This window comes from Clostridium sp. HCP1S3_C6 (assembly GCF_052066735.1).
Lineage (GTDB): Bacteria > Bacillota > Clostridia > Clostridiales > Clostridiaceae > Clostridium.
Map to the genome: position 1 here is coordinate 1 of NZ_JBQHRN010000024.1, position 23,515 is coordinate 23,515.

A 23,515-nucleotide genomic window follows, 5' to 3' on the forward strand; every position below is an offset into this window, starting at 1 on the left:
AGCAAATTCTTTTGGTTTATAATTTTTACTCAAATATAATCACCCCTAAATATATTATATTACATTTGATTATATTTGAATATATTTTTAATAACTATTAATAAGCTCCTTTATAAAATTATTTTTCTTCATTTTCATGAGAAATATATTTATAAGCTTTTTTAATAGCTTCTACCTTACTATCATAAATATGATTTTCTCCAATCATATCTTTAAGTCCCATTTTTTCAAGAACCTTCATAGGCTGTTCTTGAACATGTGTCAAAACAAGCTTTATATTAAGTTTTTCACATTTACGATATAATTGTTTTAACACAGAGATAGCAGATGAATCAATAGCATTTGAATGCCTTAAATCAATTATTAATACTTCTGTTTCTTTATTTATATGATTAAGTTCATCCATAAAATTTTGAACTATTCCAAAGAATAATGGTCCATTTACTTGATATACAAGTATTTTGTCATTGGATTTATCAAGTACTTTAGATATATTTTCATCAAAAACATTTTCTTGAACTAAATCTTTAACATATGTAGTTTCTGACATTCTCTTCATAAATAAGAACATTGCAAGTATCATTCCAAAACCTATTGCAACAACAAGATCAAATATTACTGTACAGAAAAATGTAATTAATAAAACAATAATATCACTTTTAGGTGCTTTCAAAAGTGCTTTAAAAGTTTTCCAACCACTCATATTATATGATACAACAACTAATATTGCAGCTAATGTAGTCATTGGAATAAGTTTTGCAAGAGGCATTAAAACAAGCATTATTAAAAGAAGAGTTATAGCATGAACTATTCCTGCTATAGGGCTTCTGCCACCTGATTTTACATTTGCAGCAGTTCTTGCAATAGCACCTGTAGCTGGTATTCCTCCAAAAATTCCAGATACAATATTACCAAGGCCTTGTGCCACAAGTTCAGCATTTGAATCATGAGTATCATCTATCATCCCATCACTAACAACTGCTGACAATAATGATTCTAAGGCTGCAAGCACAGCAATAGTAAGTGCTGGTGAAAATAATTTATTTATAGTACTTACATCAATTTTCGGAAACATTGGCATAGGAATAGATGAAGATATTTCTGTGAATCTACTACCTATAGTTTCAACACCATTAAAATAAGGTATAAAACATACCATTAATGTAGATACAACAAGTGCCACCATTGATCCTGGTATTTCTTTAACTACTGGTATTTTTGATGTAATTATTGGCCATATTGCAATAATTACTACACATAGTATTCCAACTATTAATGTTTTTATATCTATTGTATTAAAATTTTCTATATAGCATTTCCACTTAGGTAAAAATTCTGATGGCACACTTCCATCTATAGTAAGTCCAAAAAAATCTTTTACCTGTGTTGATAAAAGTGTAACTGCAATTCCAGCAGTAAATCCAACTGTTATTGTTTTTGGTATAAATTTAATTAGCGATCCAAGTTTTGCAATTCCCATTATTACAAGAATAATCCCTGCCATAATTGTTGCAGTTATAAGTCCATCAAGACCATATTGTTGAATAATAGAATAAATAATTACAACAAATGCTCCTGTAGGGCCTCCTATTTGTACTTTACTTCCCCCTAAAAGTGAAATAATAAAACCTGCGAAAATTGCTGTAATAAGTCCCTTTTCTGGTGATACACCAGATGAAATTCCAAGGGCAATTGATAATGGAAGAGCTATAATTGCTACAATTATTCCAGCAATTATATCTTTTACTAATTGCTCTTTTGTAATCTCCTTGTTTTTAATCATCGAAAATAGTTTTGGCATCAAATTAAAAACATCCTTTCTAAACATATTTTATCCATTATACATATTAATTTCAAAATTAATATCAGTCAAAACAAAATATCTAATTCTAGCCTTAAGAATTCGTTTACTTTGTGTAGTATCTTCTATTTTTTGATAAAAACTACTAAAAAGTATTTTTATTTACTAAATTTCATAATATACTTATATTCATAATATACTTATATTAATTAGTATACAAAAGGAGGTTACAATGATGGAAAAAATAACAATGCTTGGAACTGGTTCAGCTATGGTAACAAAATGCTACAACACATGCTTTACACTTTCTAATGATAATGAAAATTTACTAGTAGATGGTGGTGGTGGTAATACCATTCTTACAAATCTAGAGAAATGTAACATAAGTATAAATTCAATACATAATGTTTTTGTATCACATAATCATAATGACCATATACTTGGAATTGTATGGATACTACGAAAAGTGTCTCAGGAAATATTAAAAAATAGATATGACGGCAACCTAAATATCTATTGCCAAAAAATCTCAATAGATGCCCTTAGAGATATTTCTTCATATGTTCTGCAAAAAAAATTCTTAAAATTGTTTGATTCAAGAATAATATTTCATGAAATAAAAGATAACATGGAAGCAACAATACTTGGTAGAAAAACTATTTTCTTTGATATAAAAAGTACAAAAGATCCTCAATTTGGTTTTAAAACATACTTAGCTAATGGAAAGACTCTTACATTTTTAGGTGATGAACCTTATAGAAATACTTCAAAAAAGTATTGTGAAAATGTAGATATTTTAATGCATGAAGCCTTCTGTAGCTATGAAGACAGAGAAGAATTTAATCCCTATGAAAAACATCATGCAACAGCCCTTGATGCATGTAAATCAGCTAAAGAACTTAATGTAAAAACAATAATATTATATCATGCAGAAGGTAGAAATCTTAAAGACAGAAAAATAAGATATATATCTGAAGGAAAAACTGTATTTGGTGGAAATATATATGCCCCTGATGATTTAGATGAAATAATCCTTTAATAGAAACACCTCACTATGTGAGGTCTTTTTTTGTTTCCATTATTTGCAAATAAATGATATAATAATTGTAAAAATATAACAGAAGGTGATTTTATGAACAAATACATTCAAAATGTTTTATCTTTGCTACTTATTATATTAATTACCATACTGGTATTATATTACTATAAAATAATACAAATGGATACATTAATTTATGATGGAACATGCTTTGCTACTTTAGCCTTAATAATTATTTTTTCAACAGCATCCATTTGTTCAAAGGGCTCTAATCTAGACAAATTCCTAGGCTACGTAATTTTAGTATTAATATTTACAGGTCTAATTATGTTTATAATATCTGGCAATATTAATGTAGCATTATTAGCAGGAATTGGTTTTACAGCTTTAGATGCATTAATCAATATGATTTACAAAAATGTATAACTTCAACCTATTACAAAAAGCCCAAAATTAATTGATTATAGAGAAATATTCGAAATCAGCTGCCTTTATTACAGATGAACTACATTAATATTACAAAATTGTAATTTTAAAAAACAAAAAAATACCTTCCATAAGTTAGACTTTAATTCTAACTTATGGAAGGTAACTTATATTTAATTAACTTTCAATTACAAATGGGAAATTAACTGTTCCTGAAAGCTCTTCTCCTTCGGGTATAATAGCCCCCTTATCAGTAATTACATTTTTTAATTTTGCTTTAGAATTAATTATTGAATTTTGAAGCACAACACAACCATCTAATTCAACACCTTTTTCTATTTGAACATTTCTGAAAATAACACTATTTTTAACATTACCTTCAATATAACATCCATTTGCTAAAATTGAATTTTTTACATTACCAATCTTTGAATATTGAGTAGGTGGCTCGTCCTTAACCTTTGTATATATAGGGTTTTCTGAAAAGAATAACTCATTACTAATATTCTCATCTAATAAATCCATATTTGCTTTATAATAACTCCTAATAGAATTTATACAAGATAAATATCCTTTAAATTCATATGATCCTATTTTTAATTCATTAGTTTTATTATGAATACAATCCTTAATCTTTCTATATTTCTTGTTTGTAACACTTTCGTTTACTAATGCTTTAAATGTATCCACATTCATAACATACATTTCCATGCTTATATTAGCATTGTCAGCATCACCTTTATTTTTATAAACTCTGTTTACAAGTCCTTCTTCATCTAAATCAAGAATATCACATTCTATAAATTCATCTTCAGCATTAGAAACATTTTTATAAACTATAGTAATATCATTATTGTTAATTTTATGTTTCTTTAATACCTTACTATAATCAATGTTGCAAATCATATATGAAGATGAAAGAATTATATATTCACAAGAACTGTAATCAATAAATTCAAGATTTTCAGCAAAATTTATTGCATCTTCATAAGTAGGATTATCATTACCAAAATTGAAAACCTTAAGTCCTCCAATTTTTCTATGAAGATCCCATGGTCTACCATTACTCAAGTGATCCATAAGAGATCTTGATCTATTCTTTGTAAATATTCCTATATTCCATATACCAGAATTAGTCATATTAGAAAGAACAAAGTCTATTATTCTGTATCTGCCACCAAAAGGTACAGATGCTAATGGTCTATATTCAACAAGTTGTTGCATTCTATTTCCATTTTCATCTAAATTAATTATTCCTAAACACTTATCCACCTAAAACTACTCCTCTTTTATCTTATAGTACATTTTTTATACACAACTTTCTACTTCCATATCAACTTTAGTAGGTACAACATTTACTTTACCTTCGTCCCTAATAACAGTATCTCTCGTTATTACAGCATTACTATTAATTATGGCTCTTTCTATAACAACATTATCTCCTATCTTTACATTTGGCATTATTACAGAATCCTTAACTATACTGTTTTTACCAACATAAACTCCATTAGATAATATAGAATTTTCTGTTTTACCATGAACAATGCATCCTTCATTAACAAGTGAATTAGTTATTTCAGCATCATCACCTACATATTGAGCAGGTCTTGCTGTATTTCTTGAATAAATCTTCCAATTATCATCATCTAAATCAAGATCATTTTCCTTGTCTAATAAATCCATGTTTGCTTCCCAAAAACTATCTATTGTTCCAACATCTTTCCAATATCCTTTAAATGGAAATGCAAACATAGGAACATTATCTTTTAACATACTTGGTATTATATTCTTTCCGAAGTCATTGCTTGAGAAAACATCAGCTTCATCTGCAATAAGGTATTTTCTTAATGTTTTCCAACTAAACACATATATACCCATTGATGCCATTTGACTTTTAGGATGTTCTGGCTTTTCTTCAAATTCATATATTGACAAATCATCTCTTGTATTCATTATACCAAATCTCTTGGCGTCTTCAAGAGATACTTCAAGCACAGCAATTGTAGCCTCAGCTCCATTTGCTTTATGGAATTCAACCATTTTTGAATAGTCCATTTTATATATTTGATCTCCTGATAAAATTAATACATATTCTGGATCATGATCATCAATATAATCTAAATTTTTATATATTGCATCTGCTGTTCCAGTATACCAATCTCCTCCACCATTTGCTTCTTGGTAAGGTGGAAGTATAGAAACGCCTCCATCACGTCTATCTAAGTCCCAAGGATCTCCATTTCCTATATGTGCATTAAGTTCCCTAGGCTTATATTGTGTTAAAACACCTACTGTAGATATTCCTGAATTTGAACAATTACTTAAAGCAAAATCTATAATTCTATATTTACCACCAAATGGAACTGCTGGTTTAGCAATATTTTTAGTTAATTCTCCTAATCTTGAACCTTGTCCCCCCGCTAAAATCATAGCAATAGTTTCTTTCTTACTCATAATATTTTTTCTCCTCCCCAATATTAAATACTGTATAATTAGTATCTATATCTCTTCTCCTCTAACTTTTCAAATTTAATCCTTAAATTAACATCTTTAATAATCTTTCCCTTATAACCTTTTGTATATGTTTATTTCTATAGAGATATAGTCATTAGCTATAAAATTATTAAAAATCATTTTAATAATGTAAACAAGAAACACAAAACATTATTTTTTGTTTACATCTTAGTACAAAAATTAGTTTTTTTTATTTTACTTACAATCTCATTGTACTATGAAAAAATGTATTTTTAAGTGTTTTAATATAAAATTAACACTTTTGTAAAATTTGTTTACATTTAAAATCTTATTTACTTATATTTGATGCTTCCACCTAAATTATTTTATCATACTTACCACTTTTTTCCAACATTTTTTTAGAATTTTTACTTACAAATTTTTATATATAAGTTCTGACCCCCATATATCTGTTGCATATTCTTTTATTGTTCTGTCTGAAGAAAATATCCCCGAGTGGGCAATGTTTATTCCACATATTTTTTGCCATTTATATTTATCCTTATATAGATTATTTATTTTATCTTGAGCTTCTAAGTAAGATTGAAAATCTTTAAGGACAAAAAATTCATCATTATACAAAATTAAATTATCATAAATTGGCTTAAATAGACCCTTATCACTGCTATAAGTTCCATTTACTAAATCTTCTATTACCCTCTTGATTCTCCAATTCTTATTGTATTCTTCAATAGAACTGTAACCTCCAAATTGCATATAATTTAAAATTTCTCTTGCTTCCATTCCAAATATAATTATATTATCATTTTTTACTTCATCCCTAATCTCTATATTTGCTCCATCTAATGTAGCTATTGTAATTGCCCCATTCATCATAAATTTCATATTTGAAGTTCCTGATGCTTCTTTAGTTGTAGTAGATATTTGTTCACTTAAATCTGCTGCTGGAATTATACATTCTGCTAATGAAACACTATAGTTTTCCATAAAAACAACCTTTATTTTATCCTTTACTCTAGTATCATTATTTACTACATTAGCAATTGCATTAATAAGCTCAATAATATTTTTGGCAAGATAATAACCTGGCGCAGCCTTTCCTGCAAATATAAATGTTCTTGGAACTATATCCATAGAAGGATTATCTATTAACCTTTTGTATAAATCCATAATTCTTAGACAATTCAAAGTTTGCCTTTTATATGCATGAATTCTCTTTACTTGAACGTCAAATAATGAATCTATATTAACTTTTATTCCATTTGATTCATATATTTTTTTTGCAAGTCGCATTTTATTATTTCTTTTTATTTTATAAAGCTGTTGTTGAATATTTTTATCATATGCATATTTTTCAAAATTTAAAAGATCAATTGGATGATTTATAAAAGAATCTGATATTGTACTTTTAAGCAAAGTTGTAAGTTCCTTATTACATTTTAACAGCCATCTTCTGTGAGTTATTCCATTTGTTTTATTATTGAATTTGTTAGGATAAAAACAATAAAAATCTTTCATTTCTTCTTTCTTTAAAATTTCTGAATGAAGTTTTGCAACTCCATTTACACTATGGCTACCTACTATGGCTAAATGTGCCATCCTTATTTCATCATTTGCTATTATAGCCATTCTGGATATTTTTTCCCATTGACCCTCATAGCTTTTCCAAAGCTTTTTGCAGAATCTTTCATTAATTTCATTAATGATCATATAAATCCTTGGAAGTAATTCCTTGAACATCTCCACTGGCCATTTTTCAAGTGCCTCAGCAAGTATAGTATGATTTGTATAAGAAACTGTATTTTTTGTAATTCTCCATGCTTCATCCCAGGATAATCCTTCTTCATCTAATAGAATTCTCATAAGTTCAGGAATTACTAATGTTGGATGAGTATCATTTATATGAATAGCAACCTTTTGATGAAAAGTTCTTACATCGCCAATATGTTTCTTGTAATGGCTTAATATACTTTGTACTCCAGCTGAAACAAAAAAGTATTGTTGCTTTAATCTAAGTTTTTTACCTTCGTAAAATGAATCTTCAGGATATAAAACCTTAGATATTGATTCAACAGAATTTTTATATTTTATAGCATGTAAAAAATCCCCTCTTTTAAGTAATGAAAAATCAAATTCATTATTTACTAATTCTGCACTCCAAAGCCTTAAATTATTAGCTACATTATTTTCATATCCAACTATTGCAGTATCATATGGAACAGCAAGAACAGGCTCATAATTAACATGATTAAATACTAGTCTTCCGTTCTTATATGATACTTCTACCCTACCTCCAAACTTTACAATTTGTGATTTTTCAATTTTTCTATTTTCCCATACATTTCCTAGCCTTAACCAATCATCAGAAATCTCTACTTGTTTTCCATCAATTATTTTTTGTTTGAAAAATCCATATTTATATCTTATGCCACAACCATGTCCAGCTATATTTAATGATGCCATTGAATCTAAAAAACAAGCAGCTAACCTGCCAAGTCCTCCATTTCCCAAACCTTGATCTTGTTCAAATTCTTCAAGTTCTATTAAATCAATATTAAGTTCTAACAGTGCTTCTTTTACCGTGTCATATATCCCCATATTAAGAAGAACATCTCCAAGAAGTCTTCCTAGTAAAAATTCCATTGAAAAATAATACACTTGCTTTTCCTTCGTTTCATTATACCTTCTATTTGTCTCTAAAGCGTCCTCGCTTATATAAGATTTTATAACACTTCCCAAGGCTTCATACTTTTGCTGATTATTACCTTTTTCCAAGTCTTCTCCAAACTTTTCTTTATATTTTTGTATAAATTCTCTTTTGATTTTGTCTTTATTTATTTTGCACATACAAAATCCTCCTAATAATTCAGCCTCCATATTGACATTATTAAAGTATAATGAAAAAGAAGGATAATTATTACTTTATCCTTCTTTTAATATATAAATATTTAATTTTTAGAAAGGCCAGCTTACAATTTCATTATACAATCCTATATATGAATCAGCAGATTTAGACCAACTGTTATCAGAATTCATAGCTTGGTTTACTATTCCCTTCCATCTCCATCTATCCCAATACATTTTTAATGCATATTCAGTAGTGTGTAAGAGTTCATCACCATTAAAATTTCTAAAACTAAATCCATTTCCAATTCCAGTATACTCATTATATGGATTTACAGTATCCTTAAGACCACCAGTTTCTCTAACTATAGGAATAGTTCCATATCTTAAAGCAATAAGTTGTCCAAGTCCACATGGTTCAAATTTTGATGGCATTAAAAACATATCACTTGAAGCATATATTTTATGAGCTAAATTGTTATCAAATTTAATATTTGCAGATACCTTATTTCTATATCTATCTTGTAAATTCCAAAAATATTCTTCATAATCTCTATCTCCAGTTCCAAGAATAACAATTTGTACATCTTGCCATGGAAGTAATCTTTCTAACATATACTTAACAAGGTCTATGCCCTTTTGTCTTGTTAATCTACTTACTATTGATATCATAGGCGTATTAGCATTTACTGGCAACCCTAAATCTTTTTGAAGTTGCATTTTATTATACTGCTTATCCTCAATAAAGTCTTTTTCAAAAGTTCTATAAATATTCTTATCTGTATATGGATTATATTCATCATAATCTATTCCATTTAATATTCCGCAAAAGGCACAAGACCTATGACGAAGTACCGCATCAAGTCTTTCACCATACTCAGGAGTTTGAACTTCTCGCGCATAAGTATAACTAACAGTAGTTACCTTATCAGCATAATTTATTCCACCCTTCATAAAGCTTACACCATCGTCAAACTTCAATGCACCATTTAAATATTGTTCCATTGAATATCCAAATAATCCCGGAAGTATTTTGGGGTCAAATACTCCTTGGAATAATAAATTGTGTATTGAATATACATTTTTTGTTCTCCAATAAAAAGGATCCTTAGAGTATTCTAATCTATATAGCACTGGAACCATACCAGTTTGCCAGTCATTGCAATGAATTATATCTGGTTCCCAATTAATTACTTTCATAAACATTAATACTGCTCTATCAAAGAATGCAAATCTTTCAGCATCATCATAATATCCATACATACCATCTCTTCCAAAATAATATTCATTATCTAAGAAATAATATGTTATACCATTATAATAATATTCAAAAATACCACAGTACATTTGTCTATGTCCAACAGGTACAGTAAACCATGCTCTAAAAGTAAAATTCTTTACATAATCATAACTTATTCCCTTATATTTAGGTATTACAACTCTTGCTTCTACTCCTTTTTCCTTAAAAGCTTTTGGAAGTGCTCCTATAACATCACCAAGTCCTCCTGACTTAATAAATGGATGAGCTTCTGCTGCTACTAATAAAACATTCATTATTTTGTTTTCCTCCTTCTCTTGTTCTGTATACCAAGAACAACAGCCCCCATTGGTGGCACTGTTATTTCTATGCTATAAGGCTTACCATGACATTCAATTTCTTCTGCCTTAATTATTTTAGAATCCATTACTTTGCCAGTACCTCCAAACTTCTTATCATCTGTATTTAGTACTTCAATGTAATTTTTATCATAAGGAACGCCTATTCTATAATCTTCATAACTTTCTTTTTTAAAGTTACAAATAAATATTAATGCATCATCACCTTTTTTAGATTTTCTAACAAAGCTATATATACTTTGTCCAGCGTTATCTGCATCTATCCATTCAAATCCTTTTATATCTCGATCAAGTTCCCAAAGGCACTTATGTTTTTTATATAATGCATTTAACTCCTTTACTAATTTCTGAGATTTTTTATGCTTTTCATCCTCTAATAAATACCAGTCTAATTGTTCAAATTCTCTCCATTCAATAAGTTGGGCAAATTCACATCCCATGAATGTAAGTTTCTTTCCTGGATGTCCCATCATAAATGCCATAAATACTCTAAATCCAGCATATTTATTCCACTCATCACCAAACATTTTATTAATTAATGATTTCTTACCATGAACAACTTCATCATGAGATATAGGAAGTAAATAATTTTCTGCATAGTTATACATCATAGGAAATGTAAGTTTACCATGATGTTGCTTTCTAAACATTGTATCAATTTGAACATATTCAAGAACATCATTCATCCATCCCATATTCCACTTGAAGTTAAAACCAAGTCCACCTTCCTTAGGATCCTCACATACTTTTGGCCATGCAGTAGATTCTTCAGCAATCATCATGAAATTAGGATATCTTTCACTTACTGCAGTATTAACCTCTTGCATAAACTTAATTCCTTCTAAGTTTTCCTTGCCTCCGTATATATTAGGGCGCCACTCTCCATGATTTCTACCATAATCAAGATATAATATGTTAGAAACAGCATCCATTCTTATACCATCAATATGGTATTCTTCTATCCAGAAAATAGCATTTGAAATTAGAAAACTCTTAACTTCAGCTCTTCCTAAATCAAAGTTATAAGTTCCCCAACCAGCATTATTTGCTCTCCATTCTTCTTGATATTCATAAGCTGGTTCACCATCAAACATATATAATCCATGAGCATCTTTACAAAAATGTCCTGGAACCCAATCCATAATTACTCCTATATTTCTTTTGTGGAATTCATTAATAAGCTTCTTAAATCCATCTATAGAACCATATCTTGATGTTAAGGAATAATATCCAGTTCCTTGATATCCCCAAGAAGCATCAAGAGGATGTTCAACAAGTGGCATCATTTCAACATGAGTATATCCCATTTCTTCAACATACTTTGGTAATGTTTGACTTAATTCTTCATATGTTAAGAATTTACCATCATTTGTTTTCCATGAACCTAAATGAACCTCATATATATTTAAAGGCATACTATATATATTTGTTCTTTTTCTTTTTGAAAGAAATGTTCCATCAGACCATCTAAATGTACTATCCTTAGTTACTATAGAAGCTGTATCTGGTCTAAATTCAGAATACCTTGCATAAGGATCTGATTTATAATTAATTTTATTGTTTTTACACTTTACAGCAAACTTATACTTGCATCCTTCCTTAACACCTTCTATAAATAAACTCCAAATTCCATATTGTGATTTTTTCTCCATTCTATATTGATCATTTATATTAAATTCATTAAAATCACCAACAACCCAAAGACACTTTGCATTTGGTGCCCAAGTTGTAAATCGTACACCCTCTTTTCCATTTTCAGATGTCATGTGTGCACCCATTATCTTATATGATTCATAATTTACACCGCCATGGAATAAATTCATTGCATAATCTGTAAGTACACTTTCATCTTTTTTAACAATAGTCTTCTTTCTTGTAGTAGTTTTCTTAACTGGTGATTTACTTGTAGCAGTTTTTTTCCTTGGTGTTTTTTCAGTATTTACCTCTATTACTTTGCTTTCTTCCATACTATTTTTTACGTCACTAATATTATCTGTTTCTTTTTTTTCAATTTGTTTAACAGATACACTACTTAAGTTCTTATCAGTAACCTTAGCTGATTCAGTTTTCTTTATAACTTCTATTGAATTATTTAAAGTTTTTTTCTCATTCTTATTTTCTTCTATTTTAACAACATCATTCTTACTTTTTGCTTTCATTTTTTCCCCTCTTAATTCTGCTCCTTCTTTTTCATGTAATTTAACACTATTATTTATCTTGTTCAAAAAAACCTCTCCTTCGTATTATTACAAAACCGATTTCTAATTTTTGGAAATTGTCTTTTATTTATATTCTATACGGCTTTGCAAATTCCTCCTCCTAAATATAATATTCCATTATTTTTTTTTTATTCCTTTTTTATGTTTTATAATTTTTTGTAACAATTTTATGTCTAATCTATTAATTTTAAAATATTATCTTTTTAAAGGAAGGAATAGTCTCATTTTACTAACATGCAAATGGAGAGTAAGTTTAATAAAAAAAGGTTGCGTAAAAACATTTTTGTTCTTATACAACCTAAGGAATCAAATTTCGGACTATTTTCTTATTAAAGATACACCTGTCATTTCTTTTGGAGTATCAACACCCATAACTTCAAGCATAGTTGGTGCTATATCTGCAAGTTTTCCTGTATTTAAACTTCTACCATTTATATCATTTGCAACCCAAATAAATGGAACTGGATTAGTTGTATGAGCAGTAAATGGATTTCCAGTCTTTTCATCTATCATTATTTCTGCATTACCATGGTCTGCAGTAACAAATACTGTTCCATCTTTTTCTAAAACTTTGTTTATAACTTTTCCTGCACATTCATCAACTGCTTCAATTGCCTTAACTGCAGCTTCAACAATTCCTGTATGTCCAACCATATCTGGATTTGCAAAATTTAATATAATCATATCATATTTATCTTCATCTAATCTCTTTAATAATTCATCTGTAACCTCATATGCAGACATTTCAGGCTTTAAATCATATGTTGCCACCTTAGGTGATGAAATTAAAGCTCTTTCTTCTCCTGGATTTTCTTTTTCTACTCCACCATTAAAGAAGAATGTTACATGAGCATATTTTTCAGTTTCAGCAATTCTAAGTTGCTTTAATCCCTTACTTGATACGTACTCACCTAATGTATTTACAAGAGTTTGAGGTTTAAATGCCACATTAACTCCTTCTAAAGTCTTATCATATTGAGTCATTGTAACAAAAACTAAATTTAAGTTATCTCTCTTGAAGCCAGTAAAATCTTGATCGTTTATTGCTCTAGTTATTTCTCTAGCTCTGTCTGGTCTGAAATTAAAGAATATGACAGAATCATTATTGCTTATTTTAGCAGTTGGTTTTCCATCTTCTAATAATACACATGGAACTACAAATTCATCTGTTTTTTGATCCTTATATGAATTTTCTATAGCAGATGTAGCAGATGTAGCAGTATTACCTTTTCCAAGGACTAAAGCATTATATGCAAGTTCTACTCTTTCCCATCTATTATCTCTATCCATTGCGTAATATCTACCACTTACTGTAGCTATTTTACCAATACCAATTTCTTTCATCATATTTTCAGTTTGAAGAATATAATCAAGTCCTGAAGAAGGTGGAACATCTCTTCCATCCATAAATGCATGAACATATACCTTAGTTAATCCTTCTTTTTTGGCAAACTCCAATAATCCTTTTAAATGATTTATATGAGAGTGCACACCACCATCAGATAAAAGTCCCATTATATGTAGTGCTGAATTATTTTCTTTTGCATTTTTCATAGCTTTAAGTAAAGCTTCATTTTTAAAGAAATCTCCATCTTCAATTGATTTAGTAATCCTTGTTAATTCTTGATATACTATTCTTCCAGCACCAATATTTAAATGACCTACTTCAGAATTTCCCATTTGACCTTCAGGAAGACCAACAGCCATACCACTTGCTTGTAATTCAGTATGTGGATATTCCTTTAAAAGCTTATCAATATTGGGTTTTTTAGCGATAGACACAGCATTACCTTTTGATTTAGCAGCAATACCAAATCCATCTAATATCATTAACATTACAGGTTTCTTAGACATAATTACCTCCAAATTTACTTTTTAATTATTTACTAGGTTTTATTATACTACAATAATTATTTTTCTGCTACTTTAAAGAAATAAACTAATATATAATTTATTTCCTAGTAATATCATATCTATCAATAAAACCACCAGCAACTCCAATGGCTATTGATATAATTATTACTATTGTTCTGCCATCCATTTGGGTTATAATTTTTATTCATTTTTCCCTCCTATTTATGCATTTATAATAATATAATACAAATATTGAATTTAAAAAAAGCCACAACTTATTTAAAAGTGTGGCTCCTTCTAATATTATTCATTAATAATTCTTCTAATTGTCATTATATTTTGTCCATAAAAATTATTATCTAAATTACTTATTTTTACATTACCAGAGTTCGCATTTGTTCCAGATTCGTGAATAAATTTACCATTACCTATATACATTCCAACATGTTCACCATCTGGATTATTTGGATTTTCAAAATTAAAGATAATTATATCACCCTTTTTCAAGTTACTAAAATCACCCTTTAAAGCTAATGACTTGTCCACTTCTACTCCAGCATTTTTTTGTTCGCCAGTCCAAGTACCTATCTTTACATCAAGAACTGTATAATATACTGATGAAACAAAATCAGCACAATCCATATATGCAGGAGATATATTCTTGTCAAGTTTCTGTGTAGATATTACTGAATCTAAATAATATGGTATCTTTCCTTCCCAATATAATGCTTCATCTACAACAGCTTGTCTCTTTTCTTCCTGCTCATTTGTTAAAGACATCTTATGTATTTCTGTTTTATTATTTGCCCCATTTCTTTTTATTACAAATAATGGTGACCTATTTTTGCTATCTCTTTTTACTGAAAACTCAACATTAGAATCAGATTTTTCTAATGGTGTTTCTAACTGATTTGTAAAGCTTTGAAAATTATCAGCTCCATTTAATACATGTATTTCTGTATTATTTTTTCCTTTTCTATTTATAGCAAGTATGTCCAATTTATCGTCATCATTATAATTTGAAAGTTTAAAATCCCAGCTGCCATTAGTTTGATGTAATGTTGTAGTAGTTTGTAATAAGAATGTTTGAAAATTATCCTTACCATCAAATACATGTACTTCTGTTTTACCATCAGCACCCTTTTTGTTAATCATATACAAGTCCGGTACATTATCCTTGTTATAATCACCAACTTCAAAATCATATCTTGTTCTATCTGATGTATGACCTATATTAACAGTAGTACTTAATAAATAACTTTGATAATTATCGGCACCGTTTAATATGTGTACCTCTGTTTTACCACTAGCACCATTTCTATATATTGCATATAAATCTAATTTTCCATCATTATTATAATCTGCAAGTTTAAAATCCCAATTATAATCGGTGTTATTTAAAACGATTGCAGTTTCTAATAAATAACTTTGATAATTATCTTTACCATTTATAATTCTTATTTCAGTTTTGCCACTTTCACCATTTTTCTTTATAGCATAAACATCTTGAATTGAATCACCATTATAATCCCCTGTAATAAATTCAGTATTTGAATCAGTGCTATCCATACAACTTTGAACTTCTAATGTCCAGTATGGAGTATCATCAGCTGCTTGAATTGACTTAGTAAAACCAAAAGGAGCACAAACTAAAAGTGCAGTAATAACCAATGCTGCAATTGATTTTCTATTCATTTTCCCACTCCCTATTTTAATATATTTTCCTATAAGCTTTATCTCTAAATATATTATTACACATTTTCAAATAATAGTAAACACATATTAGTTACAAAAATGTAAACATTTAAATCAAAAGTGTAAAAAAATAGAACATTATTAAATTTTATTTAACAATTTAATAACATTCTATTAATACTACTATTAGAAATTAACTATTTTAGAAAAATCATCAGCTACTAAGCTTGCTCCACCAACTAATGCTCCATCTATATCAGACATAGCCATTTGATCTTTTATTGTATTTGGCTTAACAGATCCACCATATTGGATTCTAACTTTATCTGCTACTTCTTTTCCAAACATTTCAGCTACAACAGCTCTTATTGCTGCTATTGTTTCATTAGCTTGTTCCTTAGTTGCAGTTTTTCCTGTTCCTATAGCCCAAATTGGTTCGTAAGCTATAATAACTTTTTCAGCTTGTTCTTTTGTTAAGCCACATAAGTCAGCTTTTATTTGGTATCCAACTTTTTGATTAGTTGTACCATTTTCTCTTTCTTCAAGAGTTTCTCCGCAGCAAAGAACTGGTATTATATTGTGTTCAAAAGCTTTTTTAACTTTCTTATTTAATGCTTCATCAGTTTCATTGAAGTATTCTCTTCTTTCACTATGTCCTAATATTACATATTCAACTCCCATAGCTTCAAGCATACCTGGAGCAACTTCTCCTGTAAATGCTCCACTTTCTTCAAAGTGCATATTTTGAGCACCTATTTTTACATTTGACCCTTCAGCAGCTTTTAATGCAGCATCTAAACATACAAATGTAGGGAATATAACTACTTCTGCTTCAGCATCCTTTACTAATGGTTTTAATTCATTTATTACTTTTACAGCTTCTTCTGGAGTTTTGTTCATTTTCCAGTTACCAGCAATAACAGGTCTTCTTGACATTTTTTTCACCTCATAATTTATTAAATATTGTTTAAAGAGAGTAGAATAAAATTATATTCTACTCTTAAAAATCAAATTACTTATCGTTTAAAGCAGCAATACCTGGTAAAGTCTTACCTTCTAAGAATTCAAGAGAAGCTCCACCACCAGTTGAAATGTGGCTCATTTTATCTCCAAATCCTAAAGTATTTACAGCTGCAGCTGAATCTCCACCACCAATTATTGTAGTAGCAGATGAATCTGCCATAGCCTTAGCAACAGCTATTGTACCTTTATTGAAGTTTTCAAATTCGAATACTCCCATTGGTCCATTCCAAACAACTGTCTTTGCATCTTTAACAGCATCAGCATATAACTTTTCAGTCTTTGGTCCTATATCTAATCCCATATTTCCTTCTGGAATATCTTGACCTTCAGTTACTGTAGCAGCTACATCCTTAAATTCAGCAGCAACTCTATGATCTACTGGTAATAAGAATTTAACTCCTTTTTCTTCAGCTTTCTTCATCATATCTTTTGCATAATCTACTTTATCATCTTCACATAAAGAAGTTCCTATGCTATATCCTTGTGCTTTTAAGAATGTATAAGCCATTCCACCACCAATAATTAATGTATCAACTTTTTCAAGTAAATTGTTTATAACATTAATTTTATCTGATACTTTTGATCCTCCAAGAATTGCTACGAAAGGTCTTACTGGATTTTCAACAGCATTTCCTAAGAATTTTAATTCTTTTTGAATTAAGTATCCACAAGCACAAGTTTTTATATAATCAGTTACTCCTACAGTTGAGCAGTGAGCTCTGTGTGCAGTACCAAAAGCATCATTAACAAATACTTCTGCAAGAGATGCTAATTCTTTAGAGAATTCTTCTCCATTTTTAGTTTCTTCTTTTCTATATCTTGTATTTTCAAGTAATACAACATCACCATCATTCATAGCAGCTACTGCTTTCTTTGCATTTTCTCCAACAACATTGTCGTCAGCAGCAAATACTACTTCTTTACCAAGCATTTCGCTTAATTTCTTAGCAACAGGTGCTAAAGATAATTCTGGTTTTGGTTCTCCCTTTGGTTTACCCATATGTGAGCAAAGTATAACCTTAGCTCCATTCTTTACTAAATATTGTATAGTTGGAAGAGCTCCATTTAATCTATTTAAATCTGTAATAACTCCATCTTTTAATGGCACGTTAAAATCGCATCTAACTAATACTTTTTTACCTTTTACTTCAATATCTTCAACAGTCTTCTTATTGTAGCTCATTAAATTCACCTCATAATTTTATATTTTTAAAAAAAATCCGGTCTTATAAGTATACCTTAGAGACCGGACCTTTTCTTGGATCTTATAAGAGTGCTATTTTAAGCATTCATATCCAATTATAATAAATACTATGCTAATTCAGCGAAGTATTTGATAGTTCTAACCATTTGGCTAGTGTATGAATTTTCGTTATCATACCAAGAAACAACTTTAACCATAGTTGTTCCATCTCCCATGTCCATTACCTTTGTTTGAGTTGCATCGAATAATGAACCATAAGTGATTCCTACGATATCAGAAGAAACTAATTCTTCTTCAGTGTAACCAAATGAAGCAGATTGAGCAGCTTTCATTGCATTGTTTACATCTTCTTCAGTTACTTTTCCATCAACGATAGCTATTAATTGAGTTAATGAACCAGTTGGAACTGGAACTCTTTGAGCGCATCCATCTAATACACCATTTAATTCTGGGATAACTAATCCGATAGCTTTAGCAGCTCCAGTTGAGTTTGGAACTATGTTAACAGCTGCAGCTCTAGCTCTTCTTAAATCACCTTTTCTTTGTGGTCCATCAAGAGTCATTTGATCTCCAGTGTAAGCATGGATTGTAGTCATGTATCCTTTCTTAATCTTAGCTAAGTTATTTAAAGTGTTAGCCATTGGAGCTAAGCAGTTTGTAGTACAAGATGCAGCTGAAATAACTGTATCTGAAGCTTTTAATGTCTTTTCGTTTACGCTGTAAACAATTGTTGGAAGGTCATTACCAGCTGGAGCTGAAATAACAACTTTCTTAGCACCTGCTTGAATGTGAGCTTCTGCTTTTGCTTTTGAAGTATAGAATCCAGTACATTCAAGTACAACGTCTACTCCGATTTCTCCCCATGGTAATTCTTTAGCATCAGCTTTTGCATATATTTTGATTTCTTTTCCATCAACTGTGATAGAATCTTCTCCAGCAGTTACTTTATCTGCTAAAGCATATTTACCTTGAGCTGAATCATATTTTAATAAGTGAGCTAACATCTTAGGGCTAGTTAAGTCGTTGATTGCAACAACTTCATATCCTTCTGCTCCGAACATTTGTCTGAATGCAAGACGTCCAATACGTCCAAAACCATTAATTGCTACTTTTACATTTGCCATTAAAAAATACCTCCTAAAGATAATTGTTTAATTAATTTATTTATAAAAAAAATTTTTATAACATCTTAACATTTGTAATCCTCAAAACATCTTACAATGCCTTTACCTATTGCTTCATCTGTTACAAGGATGCCATTTTTGTTATTTCTCATAATAGAAATAACTGATTCTATTTTATTTTTCCCACCTGCTACTGCAATATTCATATTAATTGATTTTACTTTAGAAATATTAATTCCTACAGTTGTAGCATGTGATATAACATTAGACTCTTTGTCAAAATAACAACCAAAAGCTTCTCCTACTGCTCCAAAATTTTTAAGTTTTTCAATTTCTTCTTTTGATGTACCTCTCTTTTCTGCCATTTCAATTGCATTACCAATCCCATATATAAGAATATCAGCACTTTGTATACTTGCAATTACTTCACTTACCTCAGGTTGCTTTAATAATGTATCTAATATTTCAGGCGAAAGATTTTCTGGAATATGTAGAAGCTTATATGAGCCATTTAATTTTTTTGCAAAAGATGCTGCAAGTGTATTTGCTTGAGTTTCAACTTTTCTACCCATGCCACCTCTTGCTGGAACAACAAGGATATCAGATAAATAATTAACTCTTGGAAATGCTTCAACTACTTCTTTTATAGTACTTCCTCCAGTTAATGCTATTATACTATTACTTTTTAATATTTCTTTTATGTAATTAGCACAAGCTTTTCCAATATCTTTTAGTATTGTTGGATTTTCATCTGTATTTCCTGGAACAATAATAACTTTTTTTAATCCTAAAAATTTTTTAGCTTTCTTTTCTATGTTAGAAAGTCCTCTAATTTCATGAATAAACTCTTGAAGTTCATTCACTAAATTTTCTCCATCTTTAGTAACAGTCATTCCTGGAGTATTAATTTCTATAAGCCCTTGTTCTTTTAAAAAATTAATTTCTGTTCGAACAATTCTTTCACCTAAACTCAAATCATTTGCTAAAACTCTTCTTCCTATAGGCTGCTTATAATATATTGTCCTAAGTATGTTATATCTTTTTTCAAGTAGTTCAACAAGTTCAGGAACTATTTTCATTTGTAATCTTAATATTTCCTGCAACTTCAACACTCCCTTGGACATTTTATGTCCCTGCTGTCTTGTAACGTCCCACAAGTATTATTATAAAACAGAAATTAAAACTTTTAAAGCCTTTATTAATATTTTTTTTTAATTTTAACGTTTTTTTTCAAAAAACTTGCAAAAGATACATAATAAATTTAAGGAAATGAATTATTTTTATCATTTCCTTAAATAAAAAACTTATTTATTCTTTGCAAAGAACACTCCAGCAGCTTTATCACCAGAATAGATTCCAACAGTTGATCCAACTGTTGATTCTATATATTCTATATTATTATCTGTCATATATTGCTTTAGTGGCTGTACTATTTCATCCATATTAACATTTATAATTATAACTGGCAATGATTTATCTAAATCAGCAGCTTCCACATCAGCAAGTAATCTTTTTACAGCTTTTTTACTGCCACGTACTTTATCCTTTACAACCATAATACCATCAGTAATGTCCAAAATAATTTTTATTCCAAGTATTCCTGTAACAACTCCTACTGTTTTTGATATTCTTCCTCCCTTAACTAAATTATCTAAGGAATCAAAGCTTATAGAACAGTCAATTCTCTTTTTTGTTTCTTCTAAATCTTTAACAATTTCTTCAGGAGTTAGATTTTGTTCAACTAATTTTGCAGCTCTAATAACAAGAACTCCTAAAGATGCACATACAAGATACGAATCTATAACATGTATATCATCTGATCCTATAATATCTTTTGCAATACAAGCAGATTGATATGTACCACTCATTGCAGAAGACATAAGAACTGCAATAACTGTATATCCTTCATCTAAATACTTATTAAATCTTTCTTCAAATCTACTTGGAGTAACTTGAGCTGTTGAAGGAAATACATCTCCTTCTTGTATTCTTTTAAATACTTCATCTGTAGTTATATCAACTCCATCTAAATAACTTTCTTCTCCAAAATTAATCATAAGAGGCATAACATCAATATTGTATTTTTCTAAAACTTCCTTAGGTAAGTCCGCTGTAGTATCTGTAATAATCTTAATTTTTTTCATTATTTTGACCTCTCTACTTTATTTCATATTAGGAAATCCTATTTGCCTTAATCCTTCATATATGGCAATGGCTACAGTATTTGATAAATTTAAGCTTCTATCACTACTTTTTATCATTGGCACACGTATATTTTCATGTGCATTATGAACATTTTCAGGAACTCCAGATGATTCCCTTCCAAACATTATAAAATCTCCTTGCTTAAAATGAACTTCATCATAATATTCTGACCCATGTGTAGATGCTAAATATATTTTTTGATCTCCATATTTTTTCATAAAATCTTCATAACTTTCATGAACCTCAAGATCTAAATATTTCCAATAGTCAAGACCTGCTCTTCTTAAGTGCTTTTCATCTAATTCAAATCCTAATGGTTTTATTAAATGTAATTTTGAATCTGTTAATACACAAGTTCTTGCTATATTCCCTGTGTTTTGTGGTATTTCAGGTTCATAAAGAACTATATTAAAATTCAAATCTATCCCTCCAAATGTATACATACTTATTTTATCATATTACTACAAAATTATATTAATAGTCAAAATTTAAATATATTAATTAATGACCTGCATTAACATTTGGTACTTGATTATTTTGTGTTTGATCATTTGGTTTATGCAAATTATTATTAGTAGCATCAGTATTGTTTTGTATATTTGGATCAATAGGTGGATTAGCATTTGTACCCCTTTTAATAATTTTATCATTAGGCTCATATGTATCTGTTGATATAAGTTCCTTGTTAACTGCTGTTCCATTATCATAAGTTACTAGATAACAATTCACTACATATTCAGGATTACCCTCATATTCTGTAACTTCTGTACCTAAAGGTAGATCAGGAGCATCAACATATGTGTTTTTTTGATCTATCTGTTTTATTATTTCATTTTGTATATCATAAGTTTTACCATTCAACCCCTGTAAATCACCATATAAATTAACAGTTATATACTGTCCTTCAGTAAAAGATTCTATATATATAGGAAAATCATATGTATTTTTGAATTTATAATCATTATTGCTTAAATCTGATATTGCCTCCATTCCAACTGCCTCATATGATACTGGATAATTACTACTATGTCTTTCTTCTGACTTTAAATGAGATTTCATAGCAGCCCTGTAAAGAGTAGTACTCACTTGAGATATTCCTTCTGCAAAAACATCAAAATCCGAATTTTTTATTTTTATCTTTGCATCTTTATAATCTCCATCTTTTACAGAAGAATTAAAACTAAATTCTTCTCCAGGCATTAATAATTTTTTATTAATAAGGTTAGATGACTTTTCTATGTTATACTTTACATTATCGTCTACTGATGAATATCCTGTAGTATATGTACTTATTTTGCTATTGATTCTTTGCAAATCTGAAGCTAATATATCTGGATTTTGTTTCTTAGTTGAAATATTAATTCTTGATATTTCATAATCCTTATCATCTAATGAATCATTAATGCTACTGCAAAAAGTATCATCATCAATAGATAACCCTATTACTTCATTGATTATTTTCACCTGACCATCCTCTATTTGAACTATAGCATCCTCAGGTTCTCTTTCTATTTTTTTCTTTATTTCATTTTCCTTTTCTTTTAAAGCATCATCATCTGCCTTAATTTCTAATGAAATATTATGTTCTTCACCTAACATCTTATTTACTAATTTTGTTTTCTCTTCTACCGAAAAATCCTTTCCATACTTTATAGCTTCACTTACTGCTTTTTCTACACCATAATCCATATTGAAATCTTTATAACTATAAGTAAATTTAGAATCCTCTACACTTAATTCAATTATCTTGTTTTCAAGGCTATTTACAAGTTGTGTTTTTACCGCAAGTACCGCTTCAGCTTCTGTTTTGCCACCTACATCTACTCCACCAACACTTACACCATAATAAATTTTCCCATCAAATTGTGACAATGATTTATTAAGTGTTTTTTCGTATACTATAAAAGCAATACCAAATATTACTCCTAAAATAATTATTATAAACAATAGCCTCATTAGTATTTTTTTCATAACTCTCTTCAATTTACA

Annotated in this window: 17 protein-coding genes; 2 read left to right on the forward strand and 15 right to left on the reverse strand. The window is 29.1% G+C overall.

Features of this window, described 5'->3' with window-relative positions:
- Positions 1-118 precede the first annotated feature (118 nt).
- The gene (locus ACTNAO_RS09065) at positions 119-1,804 is read right to left on the reverse strand and encodes a SulP family inorganic anion transporter (RefSeq protein WP_441028419.1); all 1,686 of its coding nucleotides are present in this window, start codon (positions 1,802-1,804) and stop codon (positions 119-121) included.
- Between the two features lie 232 nt (positions 1,805-2,036).
- Here ACTNAO_RS09065 and ACTNAO_RS09070 point away from each other — a divergent pair, with 232 nt between their 5' ends.
- A complete protein-coding gene (locus tag ACTNAO_RS09070; RefSeq protein ID WP_441028471.1) occupies positions 2,037-2,840 on the forward strand; it encodes an MBL fold metallo-hydrolase in 804 nt (267 codons plus the stop codon).
- A gap of 93 nt (positions 2,841-2,933) precedes the next feature.
- Positions 2,934-3,266, forward strand: a complete 333-nt coding sequence (locus ACTNAO_RS09075; protein ID WP_441028421.1) for a hypothetical protein — start codon at positions 2,934-2,936, stop codon at positions 3,264-3,266.
- A 177-nt stretch (positions 3,267-3,443) separates the two neighbouring features.
- Here the strand turns inward: ACTNAO_RS09075 and glgD are convergent, their stop codons facing one another.
- The 14 genes from glgD to ACTNAO_RS09145 form a co-directional block, all read right to left on the reverse strand.
- Positions 3,444-4,538 carry a glucose-1-phosphate adenylyltransferase subunit GlgD gene (gene glgD / locus ACTNAO_RS09080; protein ID WP_441028423.1) on the reverse strand — a complete coding sequence of 365 codons (1,095 nt, stop codon included), beginning with the start codon at positions 4,536-4,538 and terminating at the stop codon, positions 3,444-3,446.
- Between the two features lie 36 nt (positions 4,539-4,574).
- Positions 4,575-5,720 (reverse strand): glucose-1-phosphate adenylyltransferase, encoded by a 1,146-nt coding sequence (locus ACTNAO_RS09085; RefSeq protein WP_441028425.1) that lies wholly within the window; start codon positions 5,718-5,720, stop codon positions 4,575-4,577.
- A 432-nt stretch (positions 5,721-6,152) separates the two neighbouring features.
- Positions 6,153-8,588 carry a glycogen/starch/alpha-glucan phosphorylase gene (locus ACTNAO_RS09090; RefSeq protein WP_441028426.1) on the reverse strand — a complete coding sequence of 812 codons (2,436 nt, stop codon included), beginning with the start codon at positions 8,586-8,588 and terminating at the stop codon, positions 6,153-6,155.
- 108 nt (positions 8,589-8,696) lie between these two features.
- On the reverse strand, positions 8,697-10,139 hold the full coding sequence (glgA, locus tag ACTNAO_RS09095) for a glycogen synthase GlgA (protein WP_441028428.1): 1,443 nt from the start codon (positions 10,137-10,139) through the stop codon (positions 8,697-8,699).
- A complete protein-coding gene (gene glgB, locus ACTNAO_RS09100; protein WP_441028430.1) occupies positions 10,139-12,427 on the reverse strand; it encodes a 1,4-alpha-glucan branching protein GlgB in 2,289 nt (762 codons plus the stop codon). The genes glgA and glgB overlap by 1 nt, the downstream gene beginning before the upstream one ends.
- 312 nt (positions 12,428-12,739) lie before the next feature.
- On the reverse strand, positions 12,740-14,275 hold the full coding sequence (gene gpmI / locus ACTNAO_RS09105) for a 2,3-bisphosphoglycerate-independent phosphoglycerate mutase (protein WP_441028432.1): 1,536 nt from the start codon (positions 14,273-14,275) through the stop codon (positions 12,740-12,742).
- Positions 14,276-14,578: 303 nt separating this feature from the next.
- Positions 14,579-15,970, reverse strand: a complete 1,392-nt coding sequence (locus tag ACTNAO_RS09110) for an NlpC/P60 family protein (protein WP_441028434.1) — start codon at positions 15,968-15,970, stop codon at positions 14,579-14,581.
- A gap of 186 nt (positions 15,971-16,156) precedes the next feature.
- The gene (gene tpiA, locus ACTNAO_RS09115) at positions 16,157-16,906 is read right to left on the reverse strand and encodes a triose-phosphate isomerase (RefSeq protein ID WP_441028435.1); all 750 of its coding nucleotides are present in this window, start codon (positions 16,904-16,906) and stop codon (positions 16,157-16,159) included.
- Positions 16,907-16,982: 76 nt separating this feature from the next.
- Complete coding sequence (locus ACTNAO_RS09120) at positions 16,983-18,176, reverse strand: phosphoglycerate kinase (RefSeq protein ID WP_441028437.1); 1,194 nt, start codon at positions 18,174-18,176, stop codon at positions 16,983-16,985.
- 128 nt (positions 18,177-18,304) lie between these two features.
- Positions 18,305-19,321, reverse strand: coding sequence for a type I glyceraldehyde-3-phosphate dehydrogenase (gene gap, locus ACTNAO_RS09125; protein ID WP_441028439.1), 1,017 nt, complete (start codon positions 19,319-19,321; stop codon positions 18,305-18,307).
- A gap of 65 nt (positions 19,322-19,386) precedes the next feature.
- A complete protein-coding gene (locus ACTNAO_RS09130; protein ID WP_441028441.1) occupies positions 19,387-20,445 on the reverse strand; it encodes a sugar-binding transcriptional regulator in 1,059 nt (352 codons plus the stop codon).
- Positions 20,446-20,625: 180 nt separating this feature from the next.
- Positions 20,626-21,465: a DegV family protein gene (locus ACTNAO_RS09135; RefSeq protein WP_441028443.1), complete on the reverse strand. Its 840-nt coding sequence runs from the start codon at positions 21,463-21,465 to the stop codon at positions 20,626-20,628.
- A gap of 18 nt (positions 21,466-21,483) precedes the next feature.
- Positions 21,484-21,945, reverse strand: coding sequence for a tRNA (cytidine(34)-2'-O)-methyltransferase (locus ACTNAO_RS09140; RefSeq protein WP_441028445.1), 462 nt, complete (start codon positions 21,943-21,945; stop codon positions 21,484-21,486).
- A gap of 82 nt (positions 21,946-22,027) precedes the next feature.
- Positions 22,028-23,497 (reverse strand): VanW family protein, encoded by a 1,470-nt coding sequence (locus ACTNAO_RS09145; protein WP_441048069.1) that lies wholly within the window; start codon positions 23,495-23,497, stop codon positions 22,028-22,030.
- Positions 23,498-23,515 lie beyond the last annotated feature (18 nt).

Excerpts from the sequence above, each read along its gene's own strand:
- ACTNAO_RS09070 (WP_441028471.1), top strand. The coding sequence starts at position 2,037 with ATGGAAAAAATAACAATGCTTGGAACTGGTTCAGCTATGGTAACAAAA.
- ACTNAO_RS09075 (WP_441028421.1), top strand. The coding sequence starts at position 2,934 with ATGAACAAATACATTCAAAATGTTTTATCTTTGCTACTTATTATATTA.
- ACTNAO_RS09085 (WP_441028425.1), bottom strand. The coding sequence starts at position 5,720 with ATGAGTAAGAAAGAAACTATTGCTATGATTTTAGCGGGGGGACAAGGT.
- ACTNAO_RS09090 (WP_441028426.1), bottom strand. The coding sequence starts at position 8,588 with ATGTGCAAAATAAATAAAGACAAAATCAAAAGAGAATTTATACAAAAA.
- glgA (WP_441028428.1), bottom strand. The coding sequence starts at position 10,139 with ATGAATGTTTTATTAGTAGCAGCAGAAGCTCATCCATTTATTAAGTCA.
- gpmI (WP_441028432.1), bottom strand. The coding sequence starts at position 14,275 with ATGTCTAAGAAACCTGTAATGTTAATGATATTAGATGGATTTGGTATT.
- ACTNAO_RS09110 (WP_441028434.1), bottom strand. The coding sequence starts at position 15,970 with ATGAATAGAAAATCAATTGCAGCATTGGTTATTACTGCACTTTTAGTT.
- tpiA (WP_441028435.1), bottom strand. The coding sequence starts at position 16,906 with ATGTCAAGAAGACCTGTTATTGCTGGTAACTGGAAAATGAACAAAACT.
- ACTNAO_RS09120 (WP_441028437.1), bottom strand. The coding sequence starts at position 18,176 with ATGAGCTACAATAAGAAGACTGTTGAAGATATTGAAGTAAAAGGTAAA.
- gap (WP_441028439.1), bottom strand. The coding sequence starts at position 19,321 with ATGGCAAATGTAAAAGTAGCAATTAATGGTTTTGGACGTATTGGACGT.
- ACTNAO_RS09130 (WP_441028441.1), bottom strand. The coding sequence starts at position 20,445 with ATGTCCAAGGGAGTGTTGAAGTTGCAGGAAATATTAAGATTACAAATG.
- ACTNAO_RS09135 (WP_441028443.1), bottom strand. The coding sequence starts at position 21,465 with ATGAAAAAAATTAAGATTATTACAGATACTACAGCGGACTTACCTAAG.
- ACTNAO_RS09145 (WP_441048069.1), bottom strand. The coding sequence starts at position 23,497 with ATGAAAAAAATACTAATGAGGCTATTGTTTATAATAATTATTTTAGGA.